This is a genomic window from Enterobacter sp. Tr-810, assembly GCF_011752765.1.
GTDB lineage: Bacteria > Pseudomonadota > Gammaproteobacteria > Enterobacterales > Enterobacteriaceae > Enterobacter > Enterobacter soli.
Genome location: NZ_VWWW01000010.1, coordinates 73,499 through 89,559, shown reverse-complemented (window position 1 = coordinate 89,559; position 16,061 = coordinate 73,499). Strand labels below are relative to the sequence as shown.

At 55.1% G+C, this 16,061-nt stretch carries 16 protein-coding genes; 9 read left to right on the top strand and 7 right to left on the bottom strand.

Translation table 11 applies throughout. The features are described from left to right. Positions 1-16 precede the first annotated feature (16 nt). Complete coding sequence (gene fabY / locus F3J30_RS21550; RefSeq protein ID WP_041162159.1) at positions 17-958, top strand: fatty acid biosynthesis protein FabY; 942 nt, start codon at positions 17-19, stop codon at positions 956-958. Between the two features lie 16 nt (positions 959-974). Here fabY and F3J30_RS21545 read toward each other — a convergent pair whose 3' ends face one another. Next, the gene (locus F3J30_RS21545) at positions 975-1,892 is read right to left on the bottom strand and encodes an alpha/beta hydrolase (RefSeq protein ID WP_166718526.1); all 918 of its coding nucleotides are present in this window, start codon (positions 1,890-1,892) and stop codon (positions 975-977) included. A 227-nt stretch (positions 1,893-2,119) separates the two neighbouring features. Between F3J30_RS21545 and F3J30_RS21540 the strand changes: the two genes are divergently transcribed. Next, the gene (locus F3J30_RS21540; RefSeq protein ID WP_166718525.1) at positions 2,120-2,431 is read left to right on the top strand and encodes a type II toxin-antitoxin system RelE/ParE family toxin; all 312 of its coding nucleotides are present in this window, start codon (positions 2,120-2,122) and stop codon (positions 2,429-2,431) included. Next, positions 2,432-2,722, top strand: a complete 291-nt coding sequence (gene nadS / locus F3J30_RS21535) for a NadS family protein (protein ID WP_166718524.1) — start codon at positions 2,432-2,434, stop codon at positions 2,720-2,722. Between the two features lie 41 nt (positions 2,723-2,763). Here nadS and fdhE read toward each other — a convergent pair whose 3' ends face one another. From fdhE to fdnG, 4 genes are read right to left on the bottom strand one after another with little or no spacing between them, the layout of a single operon-like run. After that, on the bottom strand, positions 2,764-3,693 hold the full coding sequence (fdhE, locus tag F3J30_RS21530; protein WP_014072388.1) for a formate dehydrogenase accessory protein FdhE: 930 nt from the start codon (positions 3,691-3,693) through the stop codon (positions 2,764-2,766). After that, on the bottom strand, positions 3,690-4,325 hold the full coding sequence (gene fdoI / locus F3J30_RS21525; RefSeq protein ID WP_008501832.1) for a formate dehydrogenase cytochrome b556 subunit: 636 nt from the start codon (positions 4,323-4,325) through the stop codon (positions 3,690-3,692). Before fdoI ends, fdhE begins: the two co-directional genes overlap by 4 nt. After that, positions 4,322-5,224, bottom strand: a complete 903-nt coding sequence (gene fdxH / locus F3J30_RS21520; RefSeq protein ID WP_014072386.1) for a formate dehydrogenase subunit beta — start codon at positions 5,222-5,224, stop codon at positions 4,322-4,324. Before fdxH ends, fdoI begins: the two co-directional genes overlap by 4 nt. A gap of 12 nt (positions 5,225-5,236) precedes the next feature. Further along, positions 5,237-8,287, bottom strand: coding sequence for a formate dehydrogenase-N subunit alpha (gene fdnG, locus F3J30_RS21515; protein ID WP_088201878.1), 3,051 nt, complete (start codon positions 8,285-8,287; stop codon positions 5,237-5,239). A 382-nt stretch (positions 8,288-8,669) separates the two neighbouring features. Here fdnG and fdhD point away from each other — a divergent pair, with 382 nt between their 5' ends. After that, the gene (fdhD, locus tag F3J30_RS21510) at positions 8,670-9,506 is read left to right on the top strand and encodes a formate dehydrogenase accessory sulfurtransferase FdhD (protein ID WP_166718523.1); all 837 of its coding nucleotides are present in this window, start codon (positions 8,670-8,672) and stop codon (positions 9,504-9,506) included. A gap of 114 nt (positions 9,507-9,620) precedes the next feature. Then, complete coding sequence (locus F3J30_RS21505; RefSeq protein WP_014072382.1) at positions 9,621-9,833, top strand: DUF1471 domain-containing protein; 213 nt, start codon at positions 9,621-9,623, stop codon at positions 9,831-9,833. Positions 9,834-9,874: 41 nt separating this feature from the next. Here F3J30_RS21505 and F3J30_RS21500 read toward each other — a convergent pair whose 3' ends face one another. Together F3J30_RS21500 and F3J30_RS21495 are read right to left on the bottom strand one after the other, a co-directional pair. Further along, positions 9,875-10,198 carry an AzlD domain-containing protein gene (locus F3J30_RS21500; protein WP_014072381.1) on the bottom strand — a complete coding sequence of 108 codons (324 nt, stop codon included), beginning with the start codon at positions 10,196-10,198 and terminating at the stop codon, positions 9,875-9,877. Next, a complete protein-coding gene (locus F3J30_RS21495; protein WP_014072380.1) occupies positions 10,198-10,857 on the bottom strand; it encodes an AzlC family ABC transporter permease in 660 nt (219 codons plus the stop codon). The genes F3J30_RS21500 and F3J30_RS21495 overlap by 1 nt, the downstream gene beginning before the upstream one ends. 101 nt (positions 10,858-10,958) lie before the next feature. On the opposite strand from F3J30_RS21495, the gene F3J30_RS21490 reads away from it, so the two are divergent. The 4 genes from F3J30_RS21490 (at position 10,959) to F3J30_RS21475 (ending at position 16,058) form a co-directional block, all read left to right on the top strand. Then, positions 10,959-11,507, top strand: coding sequence for an XRE family transcriptional regulator (locus F3J30_RS21490; protein WP_014072379.1), 549 nt, complete (start codon positions 10,959-10,961; stop codon positions 11,505-11,507). A gap of 17 nt (positions 11,508-11,524) precedes the next feature. Further along, positions 11,525-12,520, top strand: coding sequence for a LacI family DNA-binding transcriptional regulator (locus F3J30_RS21485; RefSeq protein WP_166718522.1), 996 nt, complete (start codon positions 11,525-11,527; stop codon positions 12,518-12,520). Positions 12,521-12,624: 104 nt separating this feature from the next. Next, entirely contained in the window at positions 12,625-14,748 is a 2,124-nt protein-coding gene (locus F3J30_RS21480; protein WP_166718521.1) for an alpha-galactosidase, read from the top strand. Positions 14,749-14,792: 44 nt separating this feature from the next. Continuing rightward, a complete protein-coding gene (locus F3J30_RS21475; RefSeq protein WP_166718520.1) occupies positions 14,793-16,058 on the top strand; it encodes an MFS transporter in 1,266 nt (421 codons plus the stop codon). The last annotated feature ends 3 nt before the right edge of the window (positions 16,059-16,061 follow it).

The window sequence follows — 16,061 nt, the reverse complement described above, 5'->3', positions numbered from 1 at the left end:
AAGAGAGAGTACAGCTATGTATCACCTTCGAGTACCGCAAACAGAAGAAGAGTTAGACGTTTACTACCATTTCCGCTGGGAAATGCTGCGTAAGCCATTACATCAGCCTCAGGGCTCTGAACGTGACGCCTGGGATGCAATGGCGCATCACCAGATGGTGGTGGATGAAGAGGGTAACCTCGTCGCCGTTGGGCGTTTGTACATTAACGCCGATAATGAAGCCTCCATTCGTTTTATGGCAGTGCATCCTTCAGTACAGGATAAAGGTCTGGGCACGCTGATGGCGATGACGCTGGAGTCCGTCGCCCGTCAGGAAGGCGTAAAGCGCGTGACCTGTAGCGCCCGTGAAGATGCCGTGGAGTTTTTCGCTAAGCTGGGTTTTGTTAACCAGGGTGAAATCACGACACCACAAACCACCCCGGTTCGCCATTTCCTGATGATTAAACCCGTTGCCACGCTGGATGATATTTTGCATCGTGCAGACTGGTGCGGGCAGCTTCAACAGGCCTGGTATCAGCACATCCCTCTGAGTGAAAAAATGGGTGTCCGTATCCAGCAATATACGGGGCAAAAATTCATCACCACGATGCCGGAAATCGGCAATCAGAATCCGCACCACACGCTGTTTGCTGGCAGCCTTTTCTCGCTGGCCACGCTCACTGGCTGGGGGCTTATCTGGCTGATGCTGCGCGAGCGCCATCTTGGTGGCACCATCATTCTTGCTGATGCCCACATTCGCTATAGCGCACCGATAAGCGGCAAGCCAAGTGCCGTTGCCGATCTGGGTTCGCTCGGTGGCGACCTTGACCGCCTGGCACGTGGCCGCAAAGCCCGCGTGCAGATGCAGGTTGAGCTTTTTGGTGACGAAACATCGGGTGCGGTATTTGAAGGTACTTACATCGTTCTCCCTGCGAAGCCGTTTGGCGCGTATGAAGAGGGTGGGAACGAGGAAGAGTAACTTCATTCAGCCCGGTTTATTGCCGGGCTGGATTAATTCGCCGTGCGATATCTTGTATGACTTCCCGTGCTGACTGGCTGATACCGCCAAGCTGGTAGAAGCCGTGGATCACGCCCAACCAGCTCTGAGCCGTACACACCACGCCTTGTTCTGTCAGATATTGATAGAGTGTCTCTCCCTCATCGCATAGCGGATCAAATTCGGCAGTAATAATGTGTACAGGCGGCAGACCGTTCAAATCTTCTCGCCATAGCGGGCTGGCTTCAGGATGAAGTTTTTCGGTTTCGGCCAGATACATTTCAAAGCCGCTCAACAGCGTATCGCGGGTGATGACATAATCCATGCCATTGCGGGTGTAGCTTTCGGACCTGGCGGTAGCATCAAGCATGGGGTAGATAAGAATCAGCTGTGCGGGTAACCAGACTCCGGCCTTCTTGAGCCGTAGTGACGTCACCAGTGCCAGATGGCCACCTGCACTGTCTCCGCAGAGGGTGATCCGGTTTGTATCCACCCCAAACGTATCCGCGTACTTCCGTACCAGGTTTGCCCCTTTTTCCGCATCATCATGTGCTGCCGGAAAGGTATGTTCTGGCGCCAACCTGTATTTTATGGCAATCACGCGACAGTTACCGTAATACGCCAGCTGGCGGAGCTGGTGGTCATGCGTTTCAAACCCGCCGCTAATAAAACAACCACCGTGATAATAAATAACGGCGGGCAGTAATTCGGCCGCGTTACGTGGTGAGTAGACCTGGAAAGTCATACCTTCACGTTCAAGTTTTTCAACCGTTATGCGCGTTTCTGTCTCCCCGGCGAGCACCGTACTGGCGAGATATCCCGCCCTCCGGTCATCAATACTCTGGCTACTCGAAGCGGGCCTTCCTGCGGCAATAAAATCCTGAACCAGTTTATCTATACCCTTTTCCAGTGCCATGTGAATGCCTTTTTCTGTATGGATATACAGTGTTATAACCTGGGTTATCGCGGAAGAAAATAGAGGATTTACATGGGAAATCGATTCTGGAAAGCGGTTCGCAAAGGCTAAATGTCACTCGTGGTAAGCGTGGATTTTTTCACTTTATCTTAATAACGTAAAAAGGGAGGGGTACGTCATTGACGTACATTGGGAGTTTGTTACTATAAGCCAATGGCGTATATTTTATGCTGTTCATTGAAACGGAAATTTTCACTGAAGACGTCAAATTGTTATTGGATGACGATGAATACCGTAAACTTCAGGTATTCCTGGCTATGCAACCTGATTATGGCGATCTGATCCAGAATACAGGAGGCTTGCGAAAGATTCGTTGGCTTGCTGGAGGTAAGGGAAAGCGTGGTGGGGTCCGGGTCATCTATTTTCATCGTACGCGTGAGTTTGAAAGTAGGTTGCTGCTTATCTATCGCAAAGGAATCAAAGATGATCTGTCGGCAACTGAGAAAGCCGTACTGAAAAAGATTATTGAGAGGTGGTAAATGGACAAAGCGCTGTTTGAGCGGTTAACCCAAAGCATGGCCCAAATGAATGAAATTGCCGAGGGCAGACGCGATCCGTCGCGGACGTTTCAAATTGATGCGATGAAAATTAAAGAAATCCGTCAGGCGTCGGGATTGTCACAGAGTAAATTTGCAAATTTAATTTCTGTCAGCGTCGATACCTTACGCAATTGGGAACAAGGGAGACGTTCACCCACAGGACCGGCTAAAGCACTGCTGCGTGCAATTGCCAATGACCCTCAACATGTTATCCCTGCGCTCTCGCATTAGTTAGCCCGGCGGCAAAATAGCTTACCGGGCTAAAATGGAGACTACTCCCCTTCACCCGGGAACAGGAACGGGTTGATAGAGCTACGGGCAAAGCCCTCTTGCTCCATTTTTGCGTCCAGAATCAGCGAGGCGAGATCGTCGGCAACCGCTTCGACTTTCGGGTCTTTTTCCTGATACAGGATCTTCAGGTAAGTGCCGCAGTCGCCGCAGCTTTCGGCTTTTACTGCCGCTTCTTCGTTTTCCAGCGACCAGTAGTTCAGATCGCGGGTCTGCTCGCAGTTGCTGCACTTCACGCGCACCACGTGCCATTCGGTTTCGCACAGGTTGCAGTGCAGGTAGCGCAGCCCCTGGGTCGTACCGATCTGCACCATGCTGGAAACCGGCATTGAACCGCACACCGGGCAGAACTGACGTGCTTCACCATATTCGGCGCGGGCTTTACCTGGGATCAGGCTGGCCATTTGCGCCCAGTAAAGCGACAGCGCAGCCCAGATAAACGGGGCTTTATCGCTGCTGACAAGCGTAAAGTCGGAAGCAAACAGCGCGCTCGCCATCTCTTCCAGCTCCATGTCAGACGCTTTTTCCAGGTTCTCGATCACTGCCAGCGCAGTGCCGCTCATCTCCGGCTTCAGCTCGGCAATCAGCGAATGCAGCAGCTTGTGCCAGTGTTTGTCGCGCGGCAACACGTGGATATCTAATGGCGGTTTACCCTGCTCATTGGCTTCTTTGATGCGCGCGGTGAGATCCATTTGCAGAGGGTGGTCGTACAGCACCACTTCCTGTGCGTGGGCAATCAGCGCGGCAAAGCGCAAAAAGTCGCCCAGAGGATTGTTCTCTGCCAGCTCGCGCAGACGCTCTGCGCGGCGGTTATAGAGGTTCTTGAGTCTGGGGAATAACAACGGCGGAATATATTCCGCCGTACGTTTTTCGCTCGAACCCAGCTCATCTTGCGGGATTATGCGAATACTCATTCAGATGACTTTTCCTGTTTCTGGCGGACCTCACGGTACCAGCGCGGGTGGTGTTTCTTCGCCCACGTACTGGTTACCCATCCTTCCACCATCGCGGTAATGGTGCCTTTCACCCAAAGGGCGGCGTAAATATGCACCATGATAACCACAATTAACGCCACTGCGGCAAATGAATGCAGCATCAGCGCAAATCGGATCACCGGGATTGAGAAAGCAGGCGCAAAATACGGACGCCAGATGATCACACCGCTCACCAGCAACAGCACCAGGAAGATAATCGCCGCCCAGAATACGCATTTCTGGCCGAAGTTATAACGCCCGGTATCACCCACTTCCTCGTTGACGACGATCTTACGAATATTCTTCGCCCAAAAGATATCATCCCGATTGATTAGGTTATGGTGCCAGTATCGGAAAAACATGATGATGAACGACGCGAACATGATGACGCCAACAAACGGGTGCAGTATACGCGCCAGCTGTGGTGTCCCCATGATCTGCATCAGCCAGTTGAAGGACGGGAAGAAGAATCCCAGCCCGCTTATCGCCGCCAGCATGAAGCAGAAGGCGGTGACCCAGTGGTTGATTCGCTCCGGCGCGGTATAGCGCACGATGGTGTCACGTTTTCTCATTTGCGCACCTCGTCTTTCTCTTCATGCAGGTTGTCGTCTTCCTCTTCCGCGCGGTTCGGGCCGACACCGACGTAGTGGAAGATGCTTGCCGCGAAGGTGGCAGCAAAACCGACCGCTGCCAGCGGTTTCCATATGCCTTTCCAGAACTTAACGGTCGCGCTGATTTCCGGGTTCTCCGGCAGGCCGTGATACAGATTCGGCTTGTCGGCGTGGTGCAGCACGTACATCACGTGCGTACCGCCAACCCCGGCCGGATCGTACAGGCCTGCGTTGTCGTAACCACGGGTTTTCAGCTCGCCCACGCGTTCTGCTGCCAGCGTTTTCATATCCTCTTTGGAACCAAAGTGGATAGCGCCGGTTGGGCAGGTCTTCACGCAGGCTGGCTCCTGGCCGACGTTTACGCGGTCAACACACAACGTACATTTGTAGACGCGGTTGTCTTCCGGGTTCAGTCGCGGCACGTCGAACGGGCAGCCGGCAATGCAGTAGCCGCAGCCAATGCACTGCTCAGACTGGAAGTCGACGATACCGTTGGCATACTGAATGATAGCGCCTTCTGACGGACACGCCTTCAGGCAGCCCGGATCCGCACAGTGCATACAGCCGTCTTTGCGGATAAGCCATTCCAGTTTGTCGTTCTGCTCCACTTCCGAGAAACGCATTACCGTCCAGGACTTGGCGGTCAGGTCCGCCGGGTTGTCGTACACCCCGACGTTGTGACCGACTTCATCACGGATGTCGTTCCACTCCGAACAGGCCACCTGACAGGCTTTACAGCCGATACAGGTGGTCACGTCGATAAGCTTCGCCACTTCCTGCTGGTGGTCCCGCGCCTGAGGCGCGGGAGTGAAACCATTAGTCGCGGAACGACGAATAATGTCTTGCGATTGATAAGCCATAAGTCGTCTCCGTTACACCTTTTCCACGTTCACGAGGAAAGCCTTAAACTCCGGCGTCTGCGTGTTCGCATCACCGACGAACGGCGTCAGGGTGTTAGCAATAAACCCTTTCTTCGCCACGCCCTCGTAACCCCAGTGGATAGGAATACCAATGGTGTCCACCTGCTGACCGTGAACGTTCAGCGTGCGAATACGCTTGGTCACCACTGCCTTGGCCTTGATATAGCCACGGTTAGAGGAGACTTTCACGGTATCGCCGTGGGCAATGCCGAGCTTGTTCGCCAGCTTCTCTCCGATCTCCACAAACTGTTCCGGCTGCGCGATGGCGTTAAGCAGCGCGTGCTTGGTCCAGTAGTGGAAGTGTTCGGTCAGACGATAGGTTGTACCCACATACGGGAACTTGTCTTTTTTACCCAGCGCTTCGAAATCGCCCTTGAAGATACGGGCTGCCGGGTTAGAGACCACGTTCGGGTGCAGCGGGTTGGTACCCAGCGGCGTTTCAAACGGCTCGTAGTGTTCCGGGAACGGCCCTTCCGCCATCTTATCGATAGCAAACAGACGTCCCATCCCTTCAGGCTGCATGATAAACGGCCCAACATCGCTGCCAGGTGCGGCAGTGCTGTAGTCCGGAATATCCACGCCGCCCCACTTCGCACCGTCCCACTTCAGAAGCTGACGCTTCGGATCCCACGGGTTACCCTGCGGGTCTGCGGAAGCGCGGTTGTACAGAATGCGGCGGTTAAGCGGCCATGCCCATGCCCAGCCCAGCGTATTACCCAGACCCGATGGGTCGGCATTATCGCGGTTGGCCATCTGGTTGCCTTTCGGCGTCCAGCTACCGGCGAAGATCCAGCAACCGCTGGATGTTGTACCGTCATCACGCAGGTGTGCGAAGGTGCTGAGCTGTTCGCCTTTCTTCGCCAGAACCGCACCGGTAGCCGGGTCGATAACATCCGCCAGCGCCTTACCGTTACTTTCCATCGCCACTTCTTCCGCAGATGGATTTTCCGGCGTTGAGTAGTTCCAGGACATGTTCAGAACCGGTTCCGGATTGGCGCCGCCTTCGGCTGCGTACATTTTACGCAGGCGTAAGAAGATGCCAGCCAGGATCTCGCCATCGTTCATGGCAAGCCCCGGGGCGTCTGCGCCTTTCCAGTGCCACTGCAACCAGCGCCCGGAGTTAACGATAGAGCCGTTCTCTTCCGCGAAGCAGGTTGATGGCAGACGGAACACCTCGGTCTGAATCTTCGATGGATCGACATCGTTCGATTCACCGTGGTTCTGCCAGAAGGTCGAGGTTTCGGTATTGAGCGGGTCAATCGTTACCAGGAACTTCAGTTTTGACAGGGATGCGACAACCTTGTTCTTGTTCGGGAACGAGGCAACCGGGTTAAAGCCCTGGCACAGATAGCCGTTGACCTTGCCCTGGTTCATCATCTCGAAGTACTGAAGAACGTCGTAACCTTTGTCCCACTTCGGCAGCCAGTCATAGCCCCAGCTGTTTTCAGCCGTTGCTTTGTCGCCGAAGAACGCTTTCATCATCGAGACGAAGAACTTCGGATAGTTGCCCCAGTAGTTCACCTGGCCTTCCAGCAGCGGTTTTGGTGTGCTGGCGGTCAGATAGGTTTGCAGGTCAGGCTGTTTCTCGCTTGGCAGGTTCATATAACCCGTCAAGCTCTGAGACAGCAGGCCGAGGTCGGTCAGACCCTGGATGTTGGAGTGACCGCGCAGGGCGTTTACGCCGCCGCCTGCCATCCCCATGTTACCGAGCAGCAACTGCACCATCGCCATAGTACGGATGTTCTGCGCACCGATGGAGTGTTGCGTCCAGCCGAGTGCATACAGGAACGACGCAGTTTTATCTTTCGCGCTGGTTTCGGCGATAAGCTCACAGACTTTCAGGAAGTCCGCCTTCGGCGTACCGCAGATGTTTTCAACCACATCCGGCGTGTAGCGGGAAACGTGCTCTTTCAGCAGGTTCCACACGCAGCGCGGGTGTTGCAGCGTGGTGTCGCGCTTCGCAAAGCCTTTCTCATCCAGCTCGTAGTTCCAGCTGGTTTTGTCGTACTTGCGTTTTTCGGCGTCATAACCGCTGAACAGGCCATCTTCGAAGTGATAATCCTCGCGCACGATCAGGCTGGCGTTGGTATAGGCTTCGGTGTATTCGCGGTTATATTTTTCGTTAGTCATCAGGTACAGCAATACGCCTGACAGGAAAGTGATGTCAGTACCTGAACGAATAGGGGTGTAGAAATCCGCCACTGACGCAGTACGCGTAAAGCGGGGATCGATAACAATCAATTTTGCGCCGTTGTGGATTTTGGCTTCCATCGCCCAGCGGAACCCGACAGGGTGCGCTTCAGCGGCGTTACCGCCCATCACCACGATGAGGTTGGCGTTCTTGATGTCGACCCAGTGGTTGGTCATCGCACCGCGACCAAATGTTGGAGCAAGACTTGCTACCGTTGGTCCGTGTCAGACACGCGCCTGGTTGTCGACCGCGAGCATACCGAGTGCACGCGTAAATTTCTGGGTTAAATAACCGGTTTCGTTGCTGGAAGCAGAGGCACACAGCATCCCGGTAGAGAGCCAGCGGTTCACCGTTACGCCGTCGGCGTTCTTGTCGATGAAGTTGGCATCGCGGTCTTCTTTAATCAGTTTCGCGATGCGGTCAAACGCATCATCCCAGCTGATTTGCTGCCATTTGTCGGAGCCTGGAGCGCGGTATTCGGGGAATTTCAGGCGGCTTTCTGAGTGGATAAAGTCCACCAGACCTGCGCCTTTCGGGCACAGCGCACCGCGGTTGACCGGATGATCCGGATCGCCTTCGATGTGGAAGATAGACGCTTTGGCGTTTTTCGCACCGTCGCCGAGGCTATACATCAACAGCCCGCAACCGACAGAGCAGTACGTACAGGTATTACGGGTTTCACGGGTACGCAGCAGTTTGTACTGCCGCGTTTCCGCCAGCGCTACACCGGGCGCAAAGCCCAGTGCCGCTGCCGTGGTGCCTGCCATACCGCCAGCGCAGATCTTAAAGAACTGCCTTCTGCTGACCTGCATGGGTCACTCCTTGTTTCGACATTGCTTACTTATAGAGTCTTAACTTCGCGGTCGTTTTTTGCCCGCAAAGAAGAAAATTTGAGTTAATCCCTCAATTCCGCGAGGGATATCATCAGAATACCACAATGTTGGTAAGCCTGTTTGAACTGCGTTAATACAAAGTGAACGTATTATCACTGTATTGATTATAAAGTGTGATATTAATCACATTATCGGCCACCCATGTTAAAGGGGTGTATCATGGCTTTGGTTGCCCCCCTCCTGAATGAGTAGGTAAACTTGATGAGGATGGGTGCTGAAAAGTTGATCCATACTATGCGTAAGGTCTGCCGTTTATGCTGCAATAGCAGACCTGCTTCTGTGGTTGTTCAGGAATACCGTTGTGTCTAAACAAAACAGTGCTACCCACGCGTCGCCACTGCCTGCGGGCATTGTGGAACTGTCGGTACACAGACCGCCCCACATTACCCGCGTCACTCCCGATTTTCTGGCGGAGGAAGTCCCTGTTGCCCTGGTCTACAACGGTATCTCGCACGTTGTGATGATGGCCTCGCCCAAAGATCTCGACCTGTTCGCCATCGGCTTTTCCCTTTCGGAAGGCATCATTGAGCACCCGCAGGATATCTACGGCATGGACGTGGTTCAGGCCTGTAATGGCCTTGAAGTGCAAATCGAGCTTTCCAGTCGCCGCTTTATGGGGCTGAAAGAGCGCCGTCGCGCACTGGCAGGCCGCACAGGCTGCGGAGTCTGCGGCGTTGAGCAGCTTAACGATATTGGCAAACCGATATCCCCGCTGCCGTTTACCCAGACATTTAACCTGGCGTATCTCGATAACGCTCTTGAGCACCTGAACGATGTCCAGCCCATTGGCCAGTTGAGCGGGTGTACACACGCCGCGGCCTGGGTGCTGCCATCAGGTAAAATTGCTGGTGGGCATGAGGATGTGGGTCGCCATGTGGCACTGGATAAACTGCTGGGCCGCCGGGCGCGCGAGAGCGATATCTGGAAACAGGGTGCAGCGCTGGTGTCCAGCCGGGCCAGCTATGAGATGGTGCAGAAGTCGGCGATGTGTGGCATTGAAATTCTGTTCGCGGTGTCAGCGGCGACCACGCTGGCTGTGGAAGTGGCAGAGCGCTGTAACCTGACGCTGGTCGGATTCTGTAAGCCGGGAAGGGCGACGATTTATACCCATCCTCAGCGGTTAATTGTTGATCAGTAATTTTGAATGATATTAGCAAATCCTTCCGCTTTTAGTTGTTCGTGATGAGGTCTAGTATTTATCTCATCAAGGCACGGCGCCTTACCTAAACAACTAAATGAAAGGGTTTACATCATGAAAAGCATCAAAACTTTTGTCGCAGTAATCGCTCTGGCTACTTCTTTCGGTTCTTTCGCTGCACAGACTGTTACCGCAACCGCCTCTACCATTGACGGCGCAGAAGCGAAAATCGCAGCACAGGCTCAGGAAGCTGGCGCGTCATCTTATAAAATTACTCAGGCATTCTCGGGTAACCGCGTACACATGACGGCTGAACTGAACAAATAATCCCGCTTTACCGTCGAAAGAGCGCCCCCGGGGCGCTTTTTTTATTGGATCCCCGCCAGGCGCAGCAGCGCTGTCACCACCGCAGCCGCAACGATCACCACAATTAATGGCATTTTGCGCCAGGCAAGGAATACGGCAAACGCCACGCCCAGAACGCGCGCCATTCCCGCAAAGTGTTCCCCTTCATAAAAGGTGGTCGCCAGCGCCACGGAGAAGAGTAAGACTGTTGCTGCATCAGACAGCAGCGCCTGTGAACGCTCTGACAGCGCCAGCCGGCTGCCCAGTTTTGCCCCGCCAAGACGCATCAGATACGTCCCTGCCGATAAGATGGCGATACCCAGAATAAAGAATGTCATGTTTCCCATTATTTTTTCCTCGCCGCCAGGCCCAGTAAAGAAAGAAGCACCGGCAAACCGACCGGCGCAAATGGCACAGCGGCCAGTGACAACACCGCACCGCTACAGGCGCGGATAAGCGTGGTACGGTTTTTAAATGCCGGAACCACCAGCGCCAGTAAAATGGCCGGGAACACGGCGTCCAGCCCGATGGTTTCCGGTGCGGGTAAGAGTTTGCCCACCATCGCCCCCAGCAACGCGCCAAGCGGCCAGATGAGCGCCACGCCAAGGCCGCACAACCAGTAGGCGGCTTTTCGTTGTTCAGGCGTTTTTTGCGACAGGCCAAACACCACACTTTCATCGTTCATGATGTGGCAGCCGAGCAGGCTGAGGCCGCGCTTACCCACCAGTTCACGCACTGTTACGCCAAACGGGACATGGCGCGCGTTGACCAGTAAGCCCGCAGCGGCAGCCGCCAGCGGATTACCGCCACTGGCCACAATGCCGATAAACATAAATTCAGACGCGCCCGCCAGCACGGTGATAGAGAGCACAAACGGCACCCAGACCGGGAAACCATACGCCATCGCCAGCGAGCCGTAGGACATCCCGACAACGCCTACCGCCAGGCACACCAGGATGATTGCTTTTATCGTGTCGCCTTTAAGACAGGAGAGGTGATGCTTCATACAATTTTAGCCATATCGAACGTGTTTCCATTATAATGAACGCATCAAGATCGTTTTTCAAGATGAACGATTCGTTCGATTTATAGAACAGAGGCCGTTTTATGACGCAGCCAATTAGCGTGATCGCCAAAAGTCTGGTGCGAGAACGCCTGCGAACCGGGCTTTCACTGGCGGAAATTGCCCGCCGTGCCGGGATCGCCAAGTCCACGCTTTCGCAGCTGGAATCCGGTAACGGTAACCCAAGCCTGGAGACGCTCTGGTCGTTGTGTGTTGCCCTGGGCATTCCGTTTGCCCGCTTGCTGGAGCCGCAACAACCTACCACGCAGGTCATCCGCCGTGGCGAAGGCACCAAAGTGATTGCTGAACAGGCAAACTATCAGGCGATTTTGCTGGCCGCGTGCCCGCCGGGCGCTCGTCGGGATGTCTATTTACTGCTGACGCAGCCGGGGGCAGACCGTATTTCCCAGCCGCATCCGCCGGGTTCAGTTGAGCATATTATTGTGACGCAAGGCCGGGCGCTGGTTGGCCTGACGGATGCGCCAGAGGAGCTGGGGCCGGGGGATTACATTTGTTATCCCGCCGATTTGCCGCACATATTTAAGGCGCTGGAGCCGGATACCCATGCGCTGCTGGTTGCGGAACAAAACTAACGAAGTTACGGAAAATCATGTCGCTTAAAGCCATTGCCAAAGAACTGGGGCTGTCTGTTACCACCGTCAGCCGCGCCCTGAACGGATATGACGACGTCTCCAGTGAGACGCGCACCCGCGTTGAAGCGGAGGCCCAGCGCCGGGGTTACCGGCCTAACACCTTCGCCCGACGTCTGAAGATGGGTAAAATCGATGCCGTCGGCCTGGTGTTTCCGGTTCATCCTGTTCCGCTCAATAACAGCGTATTTATGGACATGGTCGGCGAGATTAGCCATGAACTTGCGCGACATGAAATCGATCTCCTGCTGATTGCCGATGACGACCTGGCCGATAAGCACAGCTACATGCGCATGGTGCAAAGCCGCCGCGTGGACGCGCTGATTGTGGCGCACACGCTGGATCATGACCCGCGTCTGGAGCAGCTCCAGGCCGCCGGGTTCCCCTTCCTGGCGCTTGGGCGTAGCCAGTTGCCGCAGCCGTATGCATGGTTTGACTTCGACAATTATGCCGGTACGTATCAGGCGACACGCTGGCTTATCGAAAAGGGCCATCAGCGGATTGCGTTTTTGGGCGAGAGCAACAATCAGGCTTTTATTACGCAGCGTCGGAAGGGCTTCCTGGACGCCTTGCGGGAAGCAGGCCTTTCCAGCGAATGGCTACGTGCCATGCCGCCATCGCGCCGCGTGGGTTATGCCACCACGAATGAACTCCTCTCTTTGCCACAACCGCCTACAGCCATCATTACCGACTGCAACACCCACGGCGACGGCGCGGCTATGGCACTGGCACAGCGTGGCCGCTTAACAGGCGAAAACGCAGTGTCGCTGGTGGTCTACGACGGTTTGCCGCAGGACAGCATCGTTGAAACGGATGTGGCCTCGGTCATTCAGTCTACGCGTCAGGGCGTGGGTATACAGATTGCCGGTATGGTGCGCCAGCTGATTAACGGCGACGATATCGCTCAGCTTCAGGTGCTCTGGCAGCCGGAATTCTCCCCAGGTCAGACGGCCTAAATACAGCAAATTTCCAAACCCGATCACAAATCCGAAACGTTTTGGTTCTCATCCGAAACGTTTCGGATTAACACTCAGGACATCCCGATGACAGGAGATGTCTGATGCAAGATTTCATTTTACGGCTCGAAAGCAAGACGGTTGACGTGGTGATCAAAACCCACCCGTTCGCCGAAATTCTCTACTGGGGGCCGCATCTTGGCCACTTTTCACCACAGGATGTCGCAAGTCTCGCGCGCCCGGTGGCCAACGGCAGGCTGGATGTGGATTCCCCGGTCACGCTGATGGCGGAGCTGGGCCACGGTTTATTTGGGTCGCCCGGGATCGAGGGGCATCGGCAGGGGCTGGACGGCTCCCCGGTATTCAAGACCTCTGATGTGCAACTACAGGGGCAAACCCTGACGGTGACCGCAGAAGATGCGCACGCAGGCCTGCGTCTGACCAGTGAGCTGGCGCTGGATGCCAGTGGCGTACTGGTGGTGCGTCATGGTTTGACTAACCTGAAAGCGCAGCCCTGGCAGGTGGATCGCTTCGCCGTGACGCTGCCGGTGGCCGAGCGTGCGCAGGAGGTCATGGCTTTCCACGGGCGTTGGATCCACGAATTTCAGCCACACCGCGTAACGCTTGAGCACAACAGTTTTGTGATAGAAAACCGTCGCGGAAAAACATCCCATGAGCATTTCCCGGCGCTGATCTCAGGCACCTCGTCTTTCAGTGAAATGCAGGGTGACGTCTGGGGCGTACATCTGGGCTGGAGCGGTAACCACCGTCTGCGTGCCGAAGCCAAAACGGACGGACGCCGTTATCTCCAGGCCGAAGCGCTCTATCTGCCAGGGGAAATGACGATTAACGAAGGGGAAACACTCTGGACGCCACGCCTGTTTGCGAGTTACTCCGCGCAGGGGCTGAACGGCATGAGCCAGCAGTTTCATCGCTACCTGCGTGACAACATTATCCACTTCCCGGAAAACAAACCGCGTCCGGTGCATCTCAACACCTGGGAGGGGATCTACTTCAACCACGACCCGGACTACATCATGCGGATGGCTGATGAAGCGGCCGCGCTAGGCGTTGAGCGCTTTATCATCGACGACGGCTGGTTCAAAGGCCGTAACGACGACCATGCCGCGCTGGGTGACTGGTATCTGGACGAGAAGAAATACCCGAAAGGGCTGGCACCGGTGATTAACCATGTGAAAAGTCTCGGCATGGAATTTGGTATCTGGGTTGAGCCGGAGATGATTAACCCTGATTCTGATCTTTACCGTGCGCATCCGGACTGGGTGCTGGCGCTACCGGGTTACACGCAAGCGACGGGGCGCCATCAACTCGTGCTTAATCTGAACATCCCTGAAGCTTTTGATTATCTGGTAGAACGTATGAGCTGGCTGCTGGGTGAACATGCGGTCGACTACGTGAAATGGGATATGAACCGCGAGCTGGTGCAGCCGGGGCACAAGGGTAAAGCGGCTGCCGATGCACAAACACGCCAGTTCTATCGTCTGTTGGATGTACTGGGTGAGCGCTTCCCGCATATTGAATTTGAATCCTGTTCTTCAGGCGGCGGACGCATCGACTATGAGGTGTTGACCCGCAGCCACCGTTTCTGGGCTTCTGATAATAACGACGCGCTGGAGCGCAACACCATTCAGCGCGGCATGAGCTATTTCTTCCCGCCGGAGGTGATGGGCGCGCATATCGGTCATCATAAATGCCATGCCACCTTCCGCCAGCACAGCATCGCATTCCGTGGCCTGACAGCGTTGTTTGGCCATATGGGGCTGGAGTTGGATCCGCTCACCGTCGATGAACAGGAGCGCGAAGGGTATCGCCATTACGCGGCGCTGCATAAGCAGTGGCGCGAGGTGATCCATCACGGTACCCAGTGGCGGGTGGATATGCCGGACAGCAGCACCCTGGCGCAGGGTATAGTGAGCGAAGACAAAACGCAGGGGCTGTTTATTGTCAGCCAGTTGGCAATGCCGGATTACACCCTGATGATGCCGCTGCGAATGCCGGGGCTGGAGGCCAGCGCGCAATATCGCATCACTCTGCTCGATCACCCAAACATTCAAATCACAGGCAAGGGTGGGCACACCATGCGCAAGTTGCCGGCATGGATGGAAACACCACAAACGGTGAGCGGTGAGTGGCTGATGCAGGCGGGGATCGCGCTGCCGATCCTGGACCCGGAAACCGCCATTCTGATTGGCGTAGAACGCGTATAAGGGTGATGGGCCGGGTAACCGGCCCTCCGTTGAGGATAAAAATAATGAACACAACAACCTGTACCCACAAAGACAACCCTAACTTCTGGATCTTCGGGCTGTTCTTCTTTCTCTACTTCTTCATCATGGCCACCTGCTTTCCGTTCCTGCCGATCTGGCTGTCGGACATCATCGGCCTGAACAAAACCCATACCGGGATTGTGTTCTCCTGCATTTCGCTTTCGGCTATCGCATTTCAGCCAGTGCTGGGGGTTATCTCAGATAAGCTGGGGCTGAAAAAACATCTGCTGTGGATTATCGCGGTGCTGCTGTTTTTATTCGCACCCTTCTTTCTGTTCGTCTTTGCGCCACTGCTGAAAGCGAATATCTGGCTGGGGGCATTGAGCGGCGGGTTGTACATCGGGTTCGTCTTCTCGGCGGGATCAGGGGCGATTGAGGCTTACATTGAACGCGTGAGCCGCAACAGCTTCTTTGAATACGGTAAGGCACGCATGTTCGGCTGTCTCGGTTGGGGGCTGTGTGCCTCGACGGGCGGGATCTTGTTTGGCATCGACCCATCGTATGTTTTCTGGATGGGGTCGGCAGCGGCGCTGTTGCTTATGTTGTTGCTGGTGGTCGCCAAACCGAAACCGAATCAAACCGCCCAGGTGATGAATGCTCTGGGTGCCAATCAGCCGCAAATCACGGCGAAAACCGTCTTCAATCTGTTCCGCCAGCGCAGAATGTGGATGTTCATTCTGTATGTGATTGGCGTGGCCTGCGTGTATGACGTGTTCGACCAGCAGTTCGCCACCTTCTTCAAAACCTTCTTTGCCACACCGCAGGAAGGGACGCGTGCATTCGGTTTTGCCACCACGGCAGGTGAAATTTGTAATGCCATCATCATGTTCTGTTCGCCGTGGATCATTAACCGCATTGGCGCGAAAAATACGCTGCTGATTGCCGGGCTGATTATGGCGACGCGCATTATTGGTTCGTCATTTGCCACCACCGCCGTGGAAGTGATTGCCCTGAAGATGCTGCACGCACTGGAGGTGCCATTCCTGCTGGTGGGCGCATTCAAGTACATCACCGGGGTGTTCGATACCCGCCTGTCTGCCACTATCTACCTGATTGGCTTCCAGTTTGCGAAACAGTCGGCGGCCATTTTCCTCTCCGCCTTTGCCGGGAATATGTATGACCGGATCGGCTTCCAGGATACTTACCTGATGCTGGGCTGCTTTGTGCTGGCGATTACGGTGGTGTCGGCGTTTACGCTGAGCAGCAGGCAGGAGATTGCCGCGCGCAGTAATACGGTGGAGGCAAACTAGGCA

Excerpts from the sequence above, each read along its gene's own strand:
- F3J30_RS21495 (WP_014072380.1), bottom strand. The coding sequence starts at position 10,857 with ATGAAGCATCACCTCTCCTGTCTTAAAGGCGACACGATAAAAGCAATC.
- fdhE (WP_014072388.1), bottom strand. The coding sequence starts at position 3,693 with ATGAGTATTCGCATAATCCCGCAAGATGAGCTGGGTTCGAGCGAAAAA.
- nadS (WP_166718524.1), top strand. The coding sequence starts at position 2,432 with ATGGACAAAGCGCTGTTTGAGCGGTTAACCCAAAGCATGGCCCAAATG.
- F3J30_RS21540 (WP_166718525.1), top strand. The coding sequence starts at position 2,120 with ATGCTGTTCATTGAAACGGAAATTTTCACTGAAGACGTCAAATTGTTA.
- fdxH (WP_014072386.1), bottom strand. The coding sequence starts at position 5,224 with ATGGCTTATCAATCGCAAGACATTATTCGTCGTTCCGCGACTAATGGT.
- F3J30_RS21480 (WP_166718521.1), top strand. The coding sequence starts at position 12,625 with ATGCAAGATTTCATTTTACGGCTCGAAAGCAAGACGGTTGACGTGGTG.
- F3J30_RS21545 (WP_166718526.1), bottom strand. The coding sequence starts at position 1,892 with ATGGCACTGGAAAAGGGTATAGATAAACTGGTTCAGGATTTTATTGCC.
- F3J30_RS21485 (WP_166718522.1), top strand. The coding sequence starts at position 11,525 with ATGTCGCTTAAAGCCATTGCCAAAGAACTGGGGCTGTCTGTTACCACC.
- F3J30_RS21505 (WP_014072382.1), top strand. The coding sequence starts at position 9,621 with ATGAAAAGCATCAAAACTTTTGTCGCAGTAATCGCTCTGGCTACTTCT.
- fdoI (WP_008501832.1), bottom strand. The coding sequence starts at position 4,325 with ATGAGAAAACGTGACACCATCGTGCGCTATACCGCGCCGGAGCGAATC.
- F3J30_RS21490 (WP_014072379.1), top strand. The coding sequence starts at position 10,959 with ATGACGCAGCCAATTAGCGTGATCGCCAAAAGTCTGGTGCGAGAACGC.
- F3J30_RS21500 (WP_014072381.1), bottom strand. The coding sequence starts at position 10,198 with ATGGGAAACATGACATTCTTTATTCTGGGTATCGCCATCTTATCGGCA.
- F3J30_RS21475 (WP_166718520.1), top strand. The coding sequence starts at position 14,793 with ATGAACACAACAACCTGTACCCACAAAGACAACCCTAACTTCTGGATC.
- fabY (WP_041162159.1), top strand. The coding sequence starts at position 17 with ATGTATCACCTTCGAGTACCGCAAACAGAAGAAGAGTTAGACGTTTAC.